The sequence below is a fragment of the Marinobacterium litorale DSM 23545 genome, assembly GCF_000428985.1.
Taxonomy (GTDB): Bacteria; Pseudomonadota; Gammaproteobacteria; order Pseudomonadales; family Balneatricaceae; genus Marinobacterium_D; species Marinobacterium_D litorale.
In genome coordinates, this window is sequence record NZ_AUAZ01000003.1 from 280285 (window position 1) to 297270 (window position 16986).

18 protein-coding genes and 1 pseudogene are annotated in these 16986 nt (G+C 58.3%); 7 read left to right on the top strand and 12 right to left on the bottom strand.

The genetic code is table 11. The features are described from left to right. Positions 1-2: 2 nt before the first annotated feature. The 9 genes and pseudogenes from G403_RS0104410 to G403_RS25845 form a co-directional block, all read right to left on the bottom strand. A complete protein-coding gene (locus G403_RS0104410) occupies positions 3-1556 on the bottom strand; it encodes a cryptochrome/photolyase family protein (protein ID WP_027852922.1) in 1554 nt (517 codons plus the stop codon). Next, positions 1553-1717, bottom strand: a complete 165-nt coding sequence (locus tag G403_RS24825) for a DUF2256 domain-containing protein (protein WP_211232636.1) — start codon at positions 1715-1717, stop codon at positions 1553-1555. The genes G403_RS0104410 and G403_RS24825 overlap by 4 nt, the downstream gene beginning before the upstream one ends. A 17-nt stretch (positions 1718-1734) precedes the next feature. After that, the gene (locus tag G403_RS0104415; protein WP_027852923.1) at positions 1735-3063 is read right to left on the bottom strand and encodes a DASH family cryptochrome; all 1329 of its coding nucleotides are present in this window, start codon (positions 3061-3063) and stop codon (positions 1735-1737) included. A gap of 66 nt (positions 3064-3129) precedes the next feature. Next, positions 3130-4116: an SLAC1 anion channel family protein gene (locus G403_RS22155; protein ID WP_051298525.1), complete on the bottom strand. Its 987-nt coding sequence runs from the start codon at positions 4114-4116 to the stop codon at positions 3130-3132. 95 nt (positions 4117-4211) lie between these two features. Next, positions 4212-4925 carry a tRNA (N6-threonylcarbamoyladenosine(37)-N6)-methyltransferase TrmO gene (gene tsaA / locus G403_RS0104425; RefSeq protein ID WP_027852924.1) on the bottom strand — a complete coding sequence of 238 codons (714 nt, stop codon included), beginning with the start codon at positions 4923-4925 and terminating at the stop codon, positions 4212-4214. Positions 4926-4937: 12 nt separating this feature from the next. Beyond that, a complete protein-coding gene (locus G403_RS0104430; RefSeq protein WP_027852925.1) occupies positions 4938-5690 on the bottom strand; it encodes a sulfite exporter TauE/SafE family protein in 753 nt (250 codons plus the stop codon). After that, the gene (locus G403_RS22160; protein WP_036232473.1) at positions 5687-7327 is read right to left on the bottom strand and encodes a Na/Pi cotransporter family protein; all 1641 of its coding nucleotides are present in this window, start codon (positions 7325-7327) and stop codon (positions 5687-5689) included. Before G403_RS22160 ends, G403_RS0104430 begins: the two co-directional genes overlap by 4 nt. A 65-nt stretch (positions 7328-7392) precedes the next feature. Continuing rightward, the gene (locus G403_RS22165) at positions 7393-7767 is read right to left on the bottom strand and encodes a ComF family protein (RefSeq protein ID WP_156899636.1); all 375 of its coding nucleotides are present in this window, start codon (positions 7765-7767) and stop codon (positions 7393-7395) included. 147 nt (positions 7768-7914) lie between these two features. After that, a pseudogene (locus tag G403_RS25845) lies at positions 7915-8091 on the bottom strand (double zinc ribbon domain-containing protein); the annotation flags it as partial. A gap of 74 nt (positions 8092-8165) precedes the next feature. Between G403_RS25845 and bioB the strand changes: the two are divergent. The 7 genes from bioB (at position 8166) to G403_RS24345 (ending at position 14061) form a co-directional block, all read left to right on the top strand. Beyond that, a complete protein-coding gene (gene bioB, locus G403_RS0104445; protein WP_027852926.1) occupies positions 8166-9215 on the top strand; it encodes a biotin synthase BioB in 1050 nt (349 codons plus the stop codon). After that, a complete protein-coding gene (gene bioF, locus G403_RS0104450) occupies positions 9215-10381 on the top strand; it encodes an 8-amino-7-oxononanoate synthase (RefSeq protein WP_027852927.1) in 1167 nt (388 codons plus the stop codon). Before bioB ends, bioF begins: the two co-directional genes overlap by 1 nt. Further along, positions 10378-11157, top strand: a complete 780-nt coding sequence (gene bioH, locus G403_RS22170; protein ID WP_051298528.1) for a pimeloyl-ACP methyl ester esterase BioH — start codon at positions 10378-10380, stop codon at positions 11155-11157. Before bioF ends, bioH begins: the two co-directional genes overlap by 4 nt. After that, positions 11154-11951, top strand: a complete 798-nt coding sequence (gene bioC, locus G403_RS0104460) for a malonyl-ACP O-methyltransferase BioC (protein ID WP_027852928.1) — start codon at positions 11154-11156, stop codon at positions 11949-11951. The genes bioH and bioC overlap by 4 nt, the downstream gene beginning before the upstream one ends. Further along, entirely contained in the window at positions 11951-12643 is a 693-nt protein-coding gene (gene bioD, locus G403_RS0104465; protein ID WP_036232574.1) for a dethiobiotin synthase, read from the top strand. The genes bioC and bioD overlap by 1 nt, the downstream gene beginning before the upstream one ends. Before the next feature lie 115 nt (positions 12644-12758). Continuing rightward, positions 12759-13010, top strand: coding sequence for a hypothetical protein (locus tag G403_RS0104470; protein ID WP_027852930.1), 252 nt, complete (start codon positions 12759-12761; stop codon positions 13008-13010). Positions 13011-13062: 52 nt separating this feature from the next. Beyond that, positions 13063-14061 carry a putative metalloprotease CJM1_0395 family protein gene (locus G403_RS24345; protein ID WP_051298530.1) on the top strand — a complete coding sequence of 333 codons (999 nt, stop codon included), beginning with the start codon at positions 13063-13065 and terminating at the stop codon, positions 14059-14061. Here the strand turns inward: G403_RS24345 and G403_RS0104480 are convergent. The 3 genes from G403_RS0104480 to xseA form a co-directional block, all read right to left on the bottom strand. After that, positions 14052-14822, bottom strand: coding sequence for an alpha/beta fold hydrolase (locus G403_RS0104480; protein ID WP_027852931.1), 771 nt, complete (start codon positions 14820-14822; stop codon positions 14052-14054). The genes G403_RS24345 and G403_RS0104480 overlap by 10 nt on opposite strands. 66 nt (positions 14823-14888) lie before the next feature. Beyond that, a complete protein-coding gene (gene bamJ / locus G403_RS0104485; RefSeq protein WP_027852932.1) occupies positions 14889-15509 on the bottom strand; it encodes a BamJ family beta-barrel-assembly machinery protein in 621 nt (206 codons plus the stop codon). Between the two features lie 86 nt (positions 15510-15595). Continuing rightward, positions 15596-16945 carry an exodeoxyribonuclease VII large subunit gene (gene xseA, locus G403_RS0104490; RefSeq protein ID WP_027852933.1) on the bottom strand — a complete coding sequence of 450 codons (1350 nt, stop codon included), beginning with the start codon at positions 16943-16945 and terminating at the stop codon, positions 15596-15598. Between the last annotated feature and the right edge of the window lie 41 nt (positions 16946-16986).

The window sequence follows — 16986 nt, forward strand, 5'->3', positions numbered from 1 at the left end:
GATCAGAGCGCCTCCAGGTGGTTCAGACACCAATCGGCTCTATCCAGTATCGTCCGGCGCTCTTCGGCATCTCGCTTGTCCCATCCCTTATAGATCACCGCCATACGCGGGTTGTTTTCGAACCGGGTACGATGGCGGTGGAGAAAAGACCAGTAGAGGCTGTTAAACGGGCAGGCGTGATCGCCAACGCGCTCGCGGACCTGATAGCTGCAGTTGCGGCAGTAGTCGCTCATGCGGTTGATGTACTGGCCGCTGGCAGCATAGGGTTTGCTGGCGACCAGCCCGCCATCGGCGAATTGACTCATACCGCGGGTGTTGGGCTGCTCGACCCACTCGATGGCATCTACGTAAACCCCCAGGTACCAGTTATCCACTTCATCCGGATCGATACCCGCAAGCAGACAGAAATTACCGATCACCATCAAGCGTTGGATATGGTGTGCGTAGCTGTATTCCAGCGATTGGCCCAGAGCATGGCGCATGCAGTTCATCTCTGTTTCGCCGTGCCAAAAATAGTCGGGTAGGGCGCGTTCTGCCTGCAATGCGTTGAACGAGCTGTAGTTGGGCATATTGGCCCAGTAGATGCCGCGCACGAACTCACGCCAGCCTAAGATCTGACGAACGAAGCCCTCGATTTGCGCCAGTGAAATGCGCTCCGGGTTTTGTTGCCAGGCGTTCAGCGCGGCATCGATCACCTGCCTGGGGTGCAGCATTTTGCTGTTCAGGGCAAAGGAGAGGCGGGAATGGTAAAGGCTCCAGTGTGCTGCGCCTTTCTCGGTCATCGCATCCTGGTAGTGGCCAAAGGCGGGCAGCAAGCGCTCGCAGAAATAGACCAGCAGCTCCCTCGATTGAGCCCGGTTAATCGGCCATGGCAGTGTCGCCTGTGAGGTACCGAAGGTGTCGATGCTGTGGCGCTCGAGTCGTTCAAGTATGGCGGATACATCATTAGTGAATAGACGTGGTGGTGGCACCGCCAGGCTTTCATCAGCTTTAAATGCCTGGCGGTTGTCGGCATCGAAGTTCCACTGCCCGCCTGTGGGCTCGCCATCCTTGATCAGTATACCGAAGCGTTTGCGCATGCGGCGGTAGAACATCTCCATCCGGTGGGCTTTGTTGGCCTGGAAGTGGCGCGGTATCTCATCAAACGGGAGTAGGAAGTGTTCGCTGTCCTGCTCCCTGACAGGTATATCCAGCCGGGATGCAAACTGGCGCAGTTGCTCCAGCAGCCGGTACTCATCGGGGCGTTGGAACTCGAAGGCCCCAATTGCGTGGCTTTCGATCACGTCCGTAAGCAGGGCGGGTAGATCGGCGTACTCGGTTGTTTGATCGAGGGTAAGGTAGAGCACCTTATGGCCGGCCTGTTCCAGCGCCTTGGCGAAGCGTTCCATGGCGGCAAAGAAAGCGCAGACCTTTTGCACATGGTGGCGGACGTAACCGGTTTCCTGTTTCAGCTCGGCGATCAGGTAGAGGCGGTTTGGATTGAGTTCCTTGAACCAACCGTGGTTGGCGTTTAGTTGGTCGCCGAGAATCAGGCGCAGGGTCTTGGCTTGGGTCAAATCGGCTTGGTCCTTTTACCGGGCGAGCGGCGACAGCGCTCAGAGCAGTAGATCACCTGATCCCAGCAGCGTGCCCAGCGCTTGCGCCATGTAAATGGCCGCTGGCACACAGGGCAGGTTTTCTCAGGCAGGTGTGGTTTAGCATGCACCGAAATACGCATCCTTGATTGTTGGTCGCTTAGTCATGGTGTTCGGGAACGATGGGCCAATCCACATAATCCACATGGTCGAGCAGCTTCAGCTCGCTGTTTCCGGCCCAGTGTTGAATGTACTGGTGCAGTGGATCGTACTGCCGGGTTTGCCACTCCAGGTCGAAATGACGGCCACCCCTGGGATCCGCGCCGACACCGGCGATATACTGCCAGTTCCCCCAGTTGCAGGCGGGGTCGTAGTCGATCAATTGCTGCTGAAACCAGGAAGCACCATAGCGCCAGTCCAGTGACAGCTCGTTGACGAGGCAGCTGGCGGCCAATTGGCGTCCGCGGTTGGAGAGCGTCCCAGTGCTGGCGAGCTGTTTCATACAGGCGTTGACAATGGGGTAGGGGGTTTCGCCTTCGATCCATTTGCGGAAACGCCCGGGATAGAAACTGGTCAGTGGTGGTTTTGAGGTGATCCCGCGAAACCGGTAGAGGCCGACACCGAATTTTTGCGCATACCACTGAAAGTACTCGCGCCAGAGCAGTTCAAAACTGATCCATTCGGTTGAATCGTTGCGCACCCGTTCCTGTTCGTAGCGCTTGAGGCGATCGATAACCTGTCGTGCCGACAAGCAGCCATGGGCCAGCCAGGGGCTCAGTCCAGTGCTGGTATCGCCACCGGACAGTGAATTGCGGGTCTGCTTGTAATGGGCGGGTAACTGATCAGCAAAATAGTACTCAAGCCGAGCATGGGCAGCGCTTTCGCCGCCGCTGAAAAGCGTTATATCTGCTGTTGCGTCAGGCAGTTCATTCCAGTGACTGGGTTCCACGGCGATCGGCGGTGGTGGCAGCTGACCCGGTGCTGCCAGCGGGGTAGAGATGTGCAGAGATTCAACCGCTTTGCGGAATTGAGTAAAGGTGGTTGGCAGGTGTTGAAGGTCAAAGGGCAGATGATCCGGAGAGAATAGAGTGTGGGTCCAGAACTGGGCGATATGGAGCCTCGGGTGGCGCTCGCGTATCTGTTCCAGCTGCTGTTGCTCATCGCTCGCTACCGCATGGCTGCGAACCAGCGTATCGACCCGATATTTACGGATCAGCTGATCAATGGTGGTTTCCGGGTCGTCGAAACGGATCAAAAGCCGTTGCCCAAGAGCGCTCAGCTGATGGTCGAGTTCGCGCAGCGATTGATAAATAAAACGCCAGCGATGTTGGCCCATAGGCCGTGACTGGAACTGCCCGGGCTGGAACCAGCTCGGATCCACGCAATAAACCAATAACATCTGATCGGCACTGGCGGCGGCTGCGCGCAATGCCGGGTTATCGCATAGGCGAAGGTCGTGGGTGAGCCAGTAAAGCGCCGTTGTCGCCATGGAGCCTCCTGTAACGTACTGATCTGCTTACGTTACAGGATAGCTGATGGATCACCGGCTGATGCCTTAATCGGGTTGGAACAGTTGCCCGCTGATGGCCGCTTTCAGGGTTCTCAGCATCAATACCGTGACCAAGGTGGAGATCAAAGCCAGTGACGCCCACGCCAGTACCGAGAAAACGTTTCCACCGATGCGCTCATGCATGATCTGGGTCGCGATGGAGAAGGCAGCCAAAGGGAAGGAATAGGCCCACCAGGAGATGAAAAAGGGCAGTCGGATAAAGTAACGCCACTGCGTCAGTAAGAGCAGAACCAGAAACAGCGACGCATAGAAAAGAATACGCGAAAAGCCATCGATGGCGCCCCCGTTGAGCTGGGTATAGGCGATAAAGCCCACTGCCGGAGGCGCGATCAGAATAAAGAGCGTTGGCAGCAGTTTTTGCGGCAGCGGGTCGTGGAAGAGTACACGATTAAAAATCAGTGTTTTCAGAATAATCCAATACACGAGGCCAATAGCGAAGAAGAACCAGCTCAGCTCAACGTAGCCATGGTGTACACCGGCGATGGGAATCAGAATGTTACCTACGACGGGTATAAACCAGGCAGGCGTACTATGAACAACCTGGAAGCGGGTGTGGTGGATCCACTGCGTCATCACATGCAGCGTAAACAGCAGGTGCATAAAGCTGCCCATCACCCAGAGTATATGAGACAAGGTTTGTGAGACCGGGAGTGTGGCCGTCGAGAACAGAACCAGGCTGATGGAAAACGCCGGGAAAAAGCTGATCTTTATGGGATGGCTCCATTCAGCCAGCACCGCTTGCGGATAACGCAGGATCTTCAGCAGATAGCTGCCGGTCAGCATCAGCATCAGGCAAGCGGCCATAACCAGCAGGACTTGGCTGACTAACAAAGGAGCACCGAGGGTTTCATGGGCTTTCTGCCAGCTCAGCGTCAGCCCAACACTGCCCATGATCATGGAAAAGATGGAAATGGGCAGGTGTTGCAGATGGCCGGCGCTATCGGAACTGGCGCTTTGTTGGATGGTTGGCATACCGGGAGCCTCAAATATTAGGTATGTCTAATATTCTACCGGGGAGGCTGGTCTGTGTGAAGGATTCCTTGTCCGGCAGGGTGCGACACAGTGTCTCATGCAGGGGATGTGTCGAGCGAGACGACCTCGATGGCATCAGCTCCGATCCTGAACCGTATATTGTGCTGGTGCAGGCTGATCCCGTAAATGCGTTCGGGATCCTGCTGATAAGCCGGGCGTGGGTCGCAGCGCAGCACTTCTTCGACCTGTTGTGTGACGGGTTGCTCCAGATCCCGTTCCAGTTCGGCGGCCCGCGCGCTCGCCTGCTCGCTCCAGAGGATGGGAAGGTCAAGCAGCTCGATCTTCTCTGCCAGATCGAAGCGTGCTTCGGGCAAGCTGTCCGAATAGGGGAGGTAGGGTTTGATGTCCAGGATCGGGGTCCCATTGAGCAGGTCAGCCCCAATGACATCGATCCAGAGTTTTCCGCCTTCACGACGAATACCGCGCAGTTCAACCGGGGAAAGGCCGATCGGGTTGGGACGAAACGGAGAACGGCTGGCAAAAACGCCCAGCTTACGGTTGCCCCCAAGCCGGGGTGGTCTGACCAGGGGTTTCCAGCCCTGATCGGCCGTGGCGCTAAACCAGAACAGCAGCCAAAGATGACTGCATTGATCCAGTCCGCGTACCGCCTCATCGCTGGCGTAAGGGGGGTAAAGCTCGATACTGGCTTCCACGGAACGCGCTAATCCGGGCTGACGGGGAATGCCAAATTTTTCGTCGAAGGCGGTATGAATAACCCCTATCGGTTCGATCTCCAGAGAAGCAGTCATTCGAGTATCCGTTCAGGGTAGGGGAATCAGCGCATCGTACAGTAGTTTGCTGCCGGTCAAAAAAAGCAGCACAAAACAGATGCGATAGAACCAGGTCTCGCTGATCCGATGGTGCATCCAGTACCCGAGCCGAACGCCCACGGGAGCCAGCAGCGCCAGCACCGCCGCGGTGGTCAGGTTGGCCGTGGTGAACTGGCCCAGCATCGCGTAAGGGATCAGCTTAAGATAGTTGATGGCCGCAAACATAATGATGGTGGTGCCGATATAAACGCTTTTATCCAGCCGCAGTGGTAGCAGGTAGATGTTGAGCGGTGGGCCGCCGGCATGAACACTGAAGCTGGTAAAGCCGGTGACGACACCCCAGAAGCCGCCGCGCAGTGTGCTGGCTGGTTTGGGGTCCCGCTGTCTGGGCCGCAGCCAGTAGTTCAGCGTGAACAGCACGGCAATACTCCCGACGATAAGCTTCAGATGTTGATCGCTTAAATAGCTGAAACTGAAAGCGCCAATAATGATCCCGATCAGCGCTGCGGGAATCAGCACTCGGATCAGGCCCTTGTCACCCTGTCCGCGAAAACTCCAGAGGCCGACCAGGTCCATCAGACAGAGAATCGGCAGCATGATAGCAGCCGCTTGCGCAGGGCTTACAACCAGCGACATCAGGGGTACGGCCAGGAGACCCAGCCCACCGCCAAAGCCACCTTTTGAAATACCCACGATCAGAATGGCAGGCACCGCCGCCACGTAAAACCAGGGATCTGTGATCATCCGTGTTCAGGCTCCTCGGTAAGGGACGCGCGGTGTTGTACGGGCAGTGTACTGCTCCAGTGGCTTGATGCTTTTTCCGCCTGTTCTGCCATGCGTTGCAGCTGACTGGCTGCATCAAGCAGCGACATGCTTTCCTCGGCCTGCAGCCGGCCGCTGACCGCATGTTCCAAAAGCAGGCTCTTGAGGCTTTGGTAATCCCGATGTACCTCACGCATCAGCTGATGGCTCTCATAGCCCTGAGTGTTGCTGTCTGCGCTGATCTCGGTCAGGTCGATCAGGCGAATGACACTCTGCTGGAAACGCGTCAGGCTGTTCCCCAGGCCGCTGTCCTGAATCTGTTCGAACAAGTGGTAGTACTCCGGCAACTTGGCAGAAAGACGCGCCATTTCACTGTAATAGCGAGCCACACGCAAGGAGATGGGCAGCGTTTCGCTGATCTCTACCGTCAAGTTCTGGCGAGCCAGCTCCTGGTTAAACTCACTGATTTTTCCAACCAGCCGGTAGACGCCCTGAGCCTGCGCTTCCAGACGTGCCTGATCGGTGGCTTCGGCGCTGATCGCCTCACGGGCCATGCGAGAGCAGTGGCGGCTGACCCGGGTAAGCTCCCGGTTGATCGCTTCAATCGCCAGTGAAGGGGTACTGAGGATGTTGTTATCCAGATAGCGGGGCTGTGCCTCATCCTCCTCCATACTCCGGAAGCGCTTGAGCAGGAACGCCTCCATGCGATCTGTCAGCGGCCAGATCATGGCGACACCGGTCAGGTTAAACAGGGTATGGTAGAGCGCAAGCAGCGAAACCAGGTCAAAGCGATCCGGATCCAGTTTGTCGAGCCAGCCGGCGAGTAAGATCAGGAAAATCAGGCCGACAGCACCTGTCAGCAGGTTGAACAGGACATGGGCTGCCGAGATCCGCTTGGCACTCGGTGTGGCGCCAATGGCTGCAAGCAGGGCCGTTGTCGTGGTGCCCACGTTGGCGCCAATGACCAGCGCAGCCGCGGCGGAGAGTGTGATTGAGCCGGTGTGTACCAGTGACAGGGCGATGGCCATCACTGCGGCCGAGGCCTGCATCAGGAAGGTCATCACAAAACCGGCCAGGACAAACAGCGTCAGGGCGAGGGGGCCATGGCCGATCTCATTCAGAGGCACCTGCTCCGACAGCCCGTCAAAGCTGCCACGCAGGAAGTCCAACCCGATAAAGAACAGACCGAAGCCGGCCACGGCCGTACCGATATGGGAGAGGCGGCCGCTCTTGCCGATGATTCTCAGAACCATCCCGGCGCCGATCATCGGTAGCGCGAAGGCGCTGATCTTGATCTTGAAACCGATCAGCGCCACCAGCCAGCCGGTCATCGTGGTGCCAATGTTGCAGCCGTATATCACGGCAATAGACTGCCCCAGTGTGAGCAGACCGGCATTGACGAAACCCAATGTGGCTACGGTGACTGCACTGGACGACTGCACGGCGGCGGTGATCAATGTCCCTGACAGCAGGCCTCTCAGCTTGGATCGGGTGGCCGCTTCCAGCGCTTTTTTCAGTGAACGACCTGCCGCCTGCTTCAGGCCCAGAGTCATTAACTGCATCCCCAACAGGAAAAGTCCGATACCGCCAATCAGTTGGCCCAGCATCTCCAGGGTCATGATTAAGTTCCTTGAAATTAAACGAACTTTTCCAGTCTAACCAACGTATCGGTTTTACGCATCTTTCAGCTCGGTGTCCGCGCCAGGGCCCAGATCTGTATATGTACCGCGCCATGCTCACGCAGGGTTCGGGCGAGTTCTCTGGCCGTTGCTCCGGTTGTCATCACATCATCGACGATAGCGACAGATGCGGGCAGTGTGCGACGCACTTGAAAGCTGTGCTGAAGGTTGGCCAAACGCTCCTGCCGGTTGAGTTCAGCTTGGTGTGCTCCGCCTGCTTTCCTGCTGATTCCCTTTTCGATAACCGGAATGCCCAGCTCCTGGCCGAGGATGGCCGCGATCAGCTCGGCCTGGTTAAAACCCCGGCGAAAGCTGCGCCAGGGATGCATCGGTACCGGAATCAAAGCCTCCGGTATGTCGTTTTCCAGCCGGTCACGCATCAGTTGAGCCAGGCTGCGGCTTAACCAGCCAAGCATGGCAGGGCGGCGATGATATTTGACCGCGGGGATGATCTGGTTGATTGGAAAACTGTATCGGAAAGCCGCATGTGTTCGGTCGAACGGTGGCGGGTCCTTCACACAGTTTGGGCACAGAAGATCCTGATGGGAGGTCAATGGCTCGGCGCAGCACCTGCACGCGGCGACCAACCAGGGTAAGTCGGTGTGGCAACCTTCGCAGAGGCCGGTCTCTGTTGCCGGGAAAGTAGAGCAGAGCGCACAGGATTGGTTAAAAAATAATCTGTAGTTCTTTTCTGTTGTTTTCATAGGTTGACAGCATTCCTTGCCGCTATAAGATTGGCGTCCTGGATCTGTTTAATGCTGAAGGGGAGTCCCACGCAATGCAAACCACCGCCGAAGTACGCCAGGATTGGACTGAAAAGGAGGTTCGAGCGCTGTTCGAACTGCCTTTCAATGATCTGCTGTTCCAGGCGCAAAGCGTGCATCGTCAGCATTTTGATCCTAATCAGGTACAGGTCAGCACCCTGCTTTCGATCAAGACCGGCGCCTGCCCCGAGGATTGCAAGTACTGCCCTCAAAGTGCCCATTACGATACCGGCTTAGAAAAGCAACGCCTGATGGAAGTTGAGGCGGTGCTTGCAAAAGCCAAGCAGGCCAAGGCCGCAGGCTCCACCCGCTTCTGTATGGGCGCAGCGTGGAAGCATCCCACTGATCGTGACATGCCCTATGTGCTGGAGATGGTCAAGGGCGTAAAAGCGCTAGGGCTGGAGACCTGCATGACGTTGGGTATGCTCAAGGAGCATCAGGCGGATCAGCTGGCTGACGCCGGGCTCGACTATTACAACCACAACCTGGATACCTCGCCCGAGTTTTACGACAAGATTGTTACCACGCGAACCTTTGCAGATCGCCTCGACACACTGGCCCATGTTCGGGACGCGGGGATGAAAATCTGCAGTGGCGGCATCCTGGGTATGGGCGAAACAGCCAAGGACCGAATCGGTCTGCTGCTCCAGCTTGCCAATCTGCCGCAGCAACCAGAGTCGGTGCCGATTAATATGCTGGTCAAGGTTGAAGGTACTCCGCTGGAGGATGTGGAGGACCTGGATCCACTGGAGTTTATTCGCAATATCGCTGTAGCTCGTATCTTGATGCCCAAGTCCCATGTGCGCCTTTCAGCCGGGCGAGAACAGATGTCGGATGAACTGCAGGCGATGGCGTTCTTTGCCGGTGCCAACTCGATCTTCTATGGTGAGTGCCTGCTGACGACACCGAACCCCGAAACTCACCGAGATCTTCAGCTGTTCAAGCGCCTGGGAATTAACCCGGAGCAGCGTATCGAGGAGTCTGATGCCGAGCAGGTCCAGGCGATCGCCGGCCAGCTGCAGGCCCGGAAAGATGATGCGCTGTTCTACGACGCGGCGAACTGATGTCCTTCCACGAGCTGGAGTCTGAGCTGGCCGAGCGTCACCACGCACACCTTTACCGGCGTCGTCGTCTACTGGAGTCGCCTCAAGGTCCGGAGGTGGTCGTCGACAGCAAGCGTTGCCTGGCCTTCTGCTCCAATGATTACCTGGGGCTGGCCAACCATCCGGCTCTTCAGCGCGCGATGATCGAGGGCGCGGAGCTTTTCGGCGTCGGCGGGGGCGCCTCGCATCTGGTGATGGGGCACTCCTCAGCCCACCATCAGTTGGAAGAGGCATTGGCCGAGTTTACCGGACGGCCCAGGGCGCTGCTTTTCTCCACCGGCTACATGGCAAACCTCGGTGTGATCACGGCGTTGCTCGATAAGCAGGACGCGGTGTTTGAGGATCGTCTGAATCATGCCTCTCTGCTGGATGGCGGGCTGCTCAGTGGTGCTCGCTTCCAGCGCTATCTTCACAACGACCCCCAAAGTCTTGCCCAGCGGTTGGATAAAAGTGATGCGAGGCGCAAATTGGTAGTCACCGATGGCGTTTTCAGCATGGATGGTGATATCGCAGATCTGCCCCGGCTTTCCCGGGAAACGCGTAAGGCCGGTGGCTGGCTGATGGTGGACGATGCCCACGGCTTTGGGTGCATTGGGAGCCAGGGTGGAGGCTGCGCCGAGCACTTTGTACTGGGTGTTGAAGAGCTGCCTATTCTGATGGGGACTCTGGGGAAGGCCTTCGGAACAGCGGGGGCTTTCGTAGCGGGGAGTGACGCGTTGATCGAGACCTTGATCCAGTTTGCCCGCAGTTACATCTATACCACCAGCATGCCACCGGCTGTCGCCTGGGCGACGCTTGCCAGTCTGAAGTTGGTACGAGAGGAGCACTGGCGCCGAGAGAAGCTGGCGCGGTTGATAGAGCGCTTTCGCACCGGGGCCTCGCAGCTTGGTTTCGAGCTGATGAACTCATCCACACCGATTCAACCGATCCTGGTGGGCTCCGCCGATGAGGCGTTGCGCTTGAGTGAGGCGTTGGAGGATCGGGGAATCTTTGTCAGTGCGATTCGCCCGCCAACTGTTCCCGCGGGGAGCGCTCGGTTGAGGGTCACGCTCAGTGCTTCTCATACCGATGCGCAGGTCGACCGTTTGCTCGATGCACTGTCCGCGATTAACGGGTCGCAGTCATGACGTTATATGTCGAACAACGGGGTGAGCGTGGACCGGAACTGGTTTTGCTTCACGGTTGGGGCCTCTCCAGTGATATCTGGCAGCCGTTGGTGGATCAGTTGGCTGAGCGCTATCGGCTCACGTTGATTGACCTGCCGGGATTGGGCCGGTCGGAACCGCTTACTGAAACAACGCTTGATTCCCTGGTTGAGGTGGTTCTGGCAAAGGTGCCGGAGCGTGCGTTGTGGGTCGGCTGGTCGCTTGGCGGTACGCTGGCGGTTCATGCTGCGGCCAAGGCGCCCGGGCGTATATCGGCTCTGATGTTGGTCGCGGCATCTCCCTGCTTCGTGCAGCGGCCGGATTGGTCCTGTGGGATGGAGATGAACACCTTTAAGGCGTTTGAGCGGGGGCTGGTGACGTCCCCGGTGAAGACGCTGAACCGTTTTGCGGCACTGCAGACTCAGGGCAGTGTTCGTGCACGTCAGGAATTCAAACTTCTGAAGCAGGTGATCGCAGATAGCCCTGCGTCGAGTGAGGGCTTGGTCGCCACGCTGGGCGTGTTGCGAGCTGACCTGCGCCCGTCACTGGGGCAGCTGAGGGGGCCTGTTACCGTTCTGCTGGGGGAGCACGACCCTTTGGTGCCCGTATCCCTCAAGGACACCTTGGTCACCTTGATACCCGATGCCCGAGTGGTGTGTGCTGAGCACTCCGCCCATCTGCCATTCCTGACCGAGCCGGATCTATTTATTGCCGAGCTGGATGAACTCGCGGCGCAAAGCCAGAGAGGTTCGTCATGAATGCGGCTTTGCTGCGTGATAAAAAACAGGTGGCTCAGTCCTTCAGCCGTGCCGCCGCGACTTACGACAGTGTGGCGACCCTGCAACGAGAGGTGGCGGACAGGCTGATCGGCAAGCTACCCGCAGGTGACATCGGACGGTATATGGATCTGGGATGTGGGACGGGCTACGCCGCACCTGCCTTGAACGACCGTTATCCCGGTGCCTTTGGGCTGAGCCTGGACCTGGCGGAAGGCATGTTAAAATACGCCCGTGATCGACACGGCGCGGCGGGTTTCACTCCCCTGTGTGGTGATGCGGAGGCGTTGCCGTTAAAGAGTGGTGCACTGGATTTGGTCTTTTCCAGTCTGGCGCTTCAGTGGTGTGAGCAGCCGAAGCTTCTCTTCAGTGAGCTCAGTCGCGTGCTGCGCCCGGACGGACATTTGGTCGTTGCAACCCTGGGACCCTCAACGTTGGGGGAGCTAAAGGCGGCCTGGGCTGCGGTGGATGAGGACCGCCATGTAAACGACTTTCTGGAGCTGGATGCCTTGCAGCAGCCGGCTCAAGCAGCGGGTTTGAGGCTGGCGGAAGCGGAGTGTCAGCATCGGGTATTGGAGTATGCGACCCTCAAGCCGCTGATGCGTGAGCTTAAGGCGCTGGGTGCCCATAACGTCAACCACCGCGAGCGGCGCGGATTGGCGGGCAGGACGCGTCTGAATAGGCTATCCGAAGCCTATGAGACGATGCGCGGGAGCTCGGGTATGTTGCCCGCGACCTACGAAATCTATTATCTCAAATGGGTGAAAACGCTCTGATGAAGCAGGTCTATTTTGTAACCGGTACCGATACCGATGCAGGGAAAACCGCTGTAACGGCAGGCATGCTGCATCAAGGCGCAGCATCAGGGCTCAGAACCCTGGGCCTAAAGCCAGTTGCTGCCGGCTGTGAGATGACGCCGGACGGACTGCGTAACAGTGATGCCCTGCGGTTGCAGGAGAGTGCGTCGGTCAAACTGCCGTACCAACAGGTTAATCCGGTTGCACTGGCGGAGCCGATCGCTCCGCATATTGCCGCGCAGCGGGAAGATCGCAGGCTCAGTGCAGACCGTCTGGCGGCGTTTTGCCGTGGCGCCATGATGCAGCCGGCAGATCTGGTTTTGATAGAAGGGGCCGGTGGCTGGCGGGTGCCATTGAGCCCGTCGGAATCATTGTCTCGTTTGCCGCAGTTGCTGGAGGTTCCAGTGATTCTGGTGGTTGGAATCAAGCTGGGGTGCATCAGTCATGCGCTGTTGACGGCGGAAGCGATTCACCGGGATGGATTGCATTTGGCGGGTTGGGTTGCCAATGTGCTCGATCCCCACATGCCTGTGTTGGAGGAGAATATCGATACGCTGCGCAACAGCCTGCGAGCCCCTCTACTGGGTGTCGTGCCCCGGCTGGAACCCTGTACTGCGGAGACAGTTGCCCCCTATATTGACTTGAAACATCTTCAATTGCACAAAAAGTGAACAAGTTCTGCAGTTGCGCTATACTCGGAGTGACTAAGGTAGCGGTCGGTCTATGTAGTGGCTTAGCAGAGCGTCCGCTGTTTGTTGAATTGAAAGGTCCCGACAGGGTGCAAGTATGAACATTAACGGCATTTCAGCTCAGAGTGCTGCGCTTTACTCCAGTAACCGAAGCGCAGATGGCGTTCAGCGTGCTGCCAGTGATGTGCAGGGCAGCGGTCAACCGCAGGAGCCGGAACAGGCCACCGGGCGTGATCCGAACGTCAGTGTTCGTGAAACTACGGTTAATGCCAGCGATCCTGCCGCTACCACTCAGGTAGTGGAAGAGGCAAGCGAAGCGTTGGGTACGGTTATCAATACCCGTGCCTGAGGCACGCTGAACCATCGCGTGACAGTAGTCGTTTAGGAATCCGGGTAGCAGGATGATTACGGCGATCTCGAGTACCTACAGTGCTTACACCAGCCTTCCGGGAACATCGGCGGCCCCCGCGTCGCCTGATGAACAGAATCCGTCCCGGGGTGGTGCAGACAGCACGGCATCTCAAGCGGCCACAGCGAGCCGCCCGACCCAGTCTACCGGCACTGGATTGCGGGCGGATCAGCAGGTCGGAGAGGGACGCCGTGCATCTGACGTTGAGCAAAAGGCTCGTGAACAGCAGAATCAACAGTTGGTTGATCGCCTTGAATCCCGTGACCGGGAGGTCCGGGATCACGAGCGTGCTCATCAAGCGGCGGGCGGTGGATTAACCGGCGCTGCGCGCTTTACCTACCAACGGGGGCCAGACGGTCAGCTATATGCCGTCGGGGGTGAGGTCAGTATTGATGCCCCGGTCAGCACAGGGGATCCGGAAAGGGATCTGGAGCGGGCGCAGACCGTCGCTCGGGCGGCACTGGCACCCGCCGAGCCCTCTGCTCAGGATTTACGTGTGGCGGCCGACGCACAGGCCGTGGTTGCCCAGGCGCAGGCGGAGCTGTCCACGCAACAGACAGCTGAGGCGGCGGATACCTCAGGCGACGAGTCTGACCGGAACGATTCATCGCAGGCCCAGCCCCAGCTTCAGGCTGACTCGCGCGCCTCCGATACCGTTAGTCCGGCTGTGAATGAGCAGAACAGTCAACAGGCCGGGGATGTCGAGCAAGACACGGGGATCCAATCCGCGTCCACGGGCGAGGAGGAGCAGTCAGCGGGGCCCTCCTTGACTGAACGGCTGGATGAGCAGGAACGTCAGCAGGCAGAGCGTGAAGCTCGCCAGGAGGAGCTGGACCGTCAGCGTGAAGAGCGGGTCCAGAGTATGGCCGAGTACCAGGAAAAGATGAACCAGGTTCAGGAGCGGCTCAGCGAAATCAATCAGAAGCTGGTTGAAATTGGTGTGCTTGATCCAGAATTCTATGTGGGTTCATTCGTCAACGATCAGGCCTGATCGTCGAGAAAACGCTCTACTATCCGATTGAATGCGCCGGGCTTTTCGGCGTGCAGCCAGTGTCCCGTTCCCTCGATCACCTTGAACCTGGCATTGGGAAAGCGGGAGCGAATCGCGTCTGCGTGCTCCTGTTTAAGGTAGTCCGAATCACCCCCTTTGATGAAGAGTACGGGCCCGTTGTAGGGCGACTCTGCCGGTGGCTCTGAGGAGATGCTCGAGTATCCTTGATGGAGCCCATTCAGGTTCATTTTCCATACGAAGCGACCATCCTGATCTTTTTGCAGGTTCTTCAGCAAAAAGGCTCGAACACCTGGGATCTCGATGTGTTCTGCCAGCTGCTTGTCTGCCTCGCTGCGGGACTTTAAACCGTCAAGCTGCACATTAAACAGGCCCTTGAACACCTGGTCGTGGTGGGCTCCGTAGTTTACCGGCGCAATATCGGCAACGATCAGGCTGCGCACGCGTGAGGGATGAGCCTGGGCCAGTTGCATCGCTACTTTGCCGCCCATGGAGTGCCCCAGGATATGGGCCTGCTCGAGAGAGAGATGGTCCATCAGTTCCAGGACATCATCGGCCATCGCGGCATAACCGGTGTCATCGGCATGCGGTGACTCACCGTGGTTGCGCAGGTCGGCGGCAATGACGTCATAATCCTTCGCCAGCATCTTGATCTGGGCGCCCCAGTTTTCCCAGGTGCCGAATAATCCGTGCAGAATGAGCAGCGCCGGACCTTCGCCCGTGCGGTGATAGTTCAGTTTCATGCGGGATCCATCTCTGTTGTCGCCAAAGCAAGAGGGCCCGGCGTCGTCGACCGGGCCGTGCTCGAATCAGATGATATCGAGCAACTCCACATCAAAGACCAGGGCCGAGTAGGGCGGGATACCGCCCGGTGAGCCCTGTGCACCGTATGCCAGATTATAGGGAATATACAACTTCCACTTGGCACCCACGTTCATCAGCTGCAGCGCTTCGGTCCAGCCAGCGATGACCGCACCCACCGGGAACTCAGCCGGGGTACCACGCTGATACGAGCTGTCGAAGACCTTGCCGTCAATAAAGGTGCCGTGATAATGCACCCGAACCTTGTCCTGGCTCGCCGGCTGCTTGCCATCGCCCGCTTCAACCACCTCATACTGCAGGCCGGATTCCAGCGTAACCACGCCATCGCGCTCGCCATTTTTAGCCAGAAACTCGGAGCCGGCCTCGATGGCGGCCTGGGCTTCCTGCTCCTGCTTTTCGCGCAGGCGCTTGTTCAGCTCGTTGAAAGCCGCGGTCAGCGCTTCAGCATCTACGCGCAGTGCTTCGCCATTAAAGGCATCTCTCAGGCCGGCAGCGGCGGCTTCAATATCAACACCTTCAAAACCGTTCTGGGCCAACTGGTCGCCCATCTGTCGCCCTATGCCATAGCTGGCACGCTGTTCCACTGTTTCCAGAGTCAGATCACTCATCAGGTCTTCCACTTGTGTTTACATTCAAATCGAGGCCTAAAGGCTACCACAGCACAGGGTCCAATGCCCGGGCTGGCACGGGCCCCTTACTCGCTATCAGGGGCGTTGATCGTGTCGACGGTGCAGATCAGCTCTCCTTCGTTCAACCGGGCATTAATTTTATCGCCCACTCGGACCTGATCTGTGTTGCGAAGGGCTTCGCCGGACTCGGTCAGCAGAATTGAATAACCCCGCTCCAGTGTGGCGAGGGGACTGACCGCATGGAGCTGACGGCTCCACTGTGCCAGCCGGGACCGGTTGTGCTCCAGCTGGCGCAGCATCAGCTTGGGCAGACGCTGCTCCAGCTGTTGCACGTACTCACGGCTGGTTTCGATACGGCGAACGGGAGATTCGCGCAGCAGCCTTGCTTGCAGCTGCGTCAGTTGGTTACGACGCGACTCCATATACCGCCGCTGGCTGCTTAGCAGTCGCAGCTCCAGCCTGTCCACGCGCTGGGCATGCTCACGCAGACGCTCACCGGGATGGCGCAGGCGTTGGCGGATGTGTCCCAGCTGTTGACGGCGATTTGCAATCAGCCAGCTGACCCGCGATTGCAGTCGATCGCCCAGCTGGTTGACGCGCAGCTGGAGGGCGTGACGGTCCGGGCTGAGTAGCTCGGCAGCCGCAGATGGTGTCGGCGCCCGATGGTCGGCCACCAGGTCGGTGATGGCGATATCCACCTCGTGTCCGACGGCGGATACCGTGGGAATAGCTGAGTCTGCCAGCGCTCGGGCGACCGCTTCCTCGTTGAACGGCCAGAGGTCTTCCAGGGATCCACCACCACGGCCGATAATCAGTACATCGCACAGGCCGTGGCGGTTGGCCAGTCCGATCGCGCGGACCAGCTCGGCTGCGGCTTCCTTACCCTGGACAGCACTGGGGTAGAGGGTTACCGGCAAGCCGGGGAAGCGCCGTCGCAGAACAGTCAATATATCGTGAATGGCGGCCCCGGTGGGTGAGGTGATCACACCGATATGCCGGGGTTGGGTTGGCAGGGGGCGCTTGCGCTGTGCATCGAAAAGCCCTTCGGCTTGCAGTTTGGCTTTCAGCGCGTCGAACGCCTGTTGAAGCTGTCCAAGCCCTGACTTCTCGATCTGGTCACAGATTAGCTGATAATCGCCCCGGCCTTCGTAAAGGCTGACCCGCGCCGTGACAACGACCTCCTCGCCCTCTTTGGGGATGAAGCCGCTGCGTTGGTTGCGGTTGCGGAACATGGCACAGCGCACCTGGGCCCGGTCGTCCTTGAGTGTAAAGTACCAGTGGCCGGATGAGGGGCGAACGAAGTTGCTGATTTCACCCACCACCTGAATCGATAGGAATGAGTGCTCCAGCAGCGATTTGACCTGCCGGTTGAGGGCGCTGACGGTGAGCGCTCGACTGTTTTCAGAGACTTTCATGGCGACATTCTACCCTGCTTTTCCGGAACGGAGCAGGGATC

Excerpts from the sequence above, each read along its gene's own strand:
- G403_RS24825 (WP_211232636.1), bottom strand. The coding sequence starts at position 1,717 with ATGCGTATTTCGGTGCATGCTAAACCACACCTGCCTGAGAAAACCTGC.
- G403_RS0104415 (WP_027852923.1), bottom strand. The coding sequence starts at position 3,063 with ATGGCGACAACGGCGCTTTACTGGCTCACCCACGACCTTCGCCTATGC.
- G403_RS22155 (WP_051298525.1), bottom strand. The coding sequence starts at position 4,116 with ATGCCAACCATCCAACAAAGCGCCAGTTCCGATAGCGCCGGCCATCTG.
- tsaA (WP_027852924.1), bottom strand. The coding sequence starts at position 4,925 with ATGACTGCTTCTCTGGAGATCGAACCGATAGGGGTTATTCATACCGCC.
- G403_RS0104430 (WP_027852925.1), bottom strand. The coding sequence starts at position 5,690 with ATGATCACAGATCCCTGGTTTTACGTGGCGGCGGTGCCTGCCATTCTG.
- G403_RS22160 (WP_036232473.1), bottom strand. The coding sequence starts at position 7,327 with ATGACCCTGGAGATGCTGGGCCAACTGATTGGCGGTATCGGACTTTTC.
- G403_RS22165 (WP_156899636.1), bottom strand. The coding sequence starts at position 7,767 with ATGCGTGACCGGCTGGAAAACGACATACCGGAGGCTTTGATTCCGGTA.
- bioB (WP_027852926.1), top strand. The coding sequence starts at position 8,166 with ATGCAAACCACCGCCGAAGTACGCCAGGATTGGACTGAAAAGGAGGTT.
- bioF (WP_027852927.1), top strand. The coding sequence starts at position 9,215 with ATGTCCTTCCACGAGCTGGAGTCTGAGCTGGCCGAGCGTCACCACGCA.
- bioH (WP_051298528.1), top strand. The coding sequence starts at position 10,378 with ATGACGTTATATGTCGAACAACGGGGTGAGCGTGGACCGGAACTGGTT.
- bioC (WP_027852928.1), top strand. The coding sequence starts at position 11,154 with ATGAATGCGGCTTTGCTGCGTGATAAAAAACAGGTGGCTCAGTCCTTC.
- bioD (WP_036232574.1), top strand. The coding sequence starts at position 11,951 with ATGAAGCAGGTCTATTTTGTAACCGGTACCGATACCGATGCAGGGAAA.
- G403_RS0104470 (WP_027852930.1), top strand. The coding sequence starts at position 12,759 with ATGAACATTAACGGCATTTCAGCTCAGAGTGCTGCGCTTTACTCCAGT.
- G403_RS24345 (WP_051298530.1), top strand. The coding sequence starts at position 13,063 with ATGATTACGGCGATCTCGAGTACCTACAGTGCTTACACCAGCCTTCCG.
- G403_RS0104480 (WP_027852931.1), bottom strand. The coding sequence starts at position 14,822 with ATGAAACTGAACTATCACCGCACGGGCGAAGGTCCGGCGCTGCTCATT.
- bamJ (WP_027852932.1), bottom strand. The coding sequence starts at position 15,509 with ATGAGTGATCTGACTCTGGAAACAGTGGAACAGCGTGCCAGCTATGGC.
- xseA (WP_027852933.1), bottom strand. The coding sequence starts at position 16,945 with ATGAAAGTCTCTGAAAACAGTCGAGCGCTCACCGTCAGCGCCCTCAAC.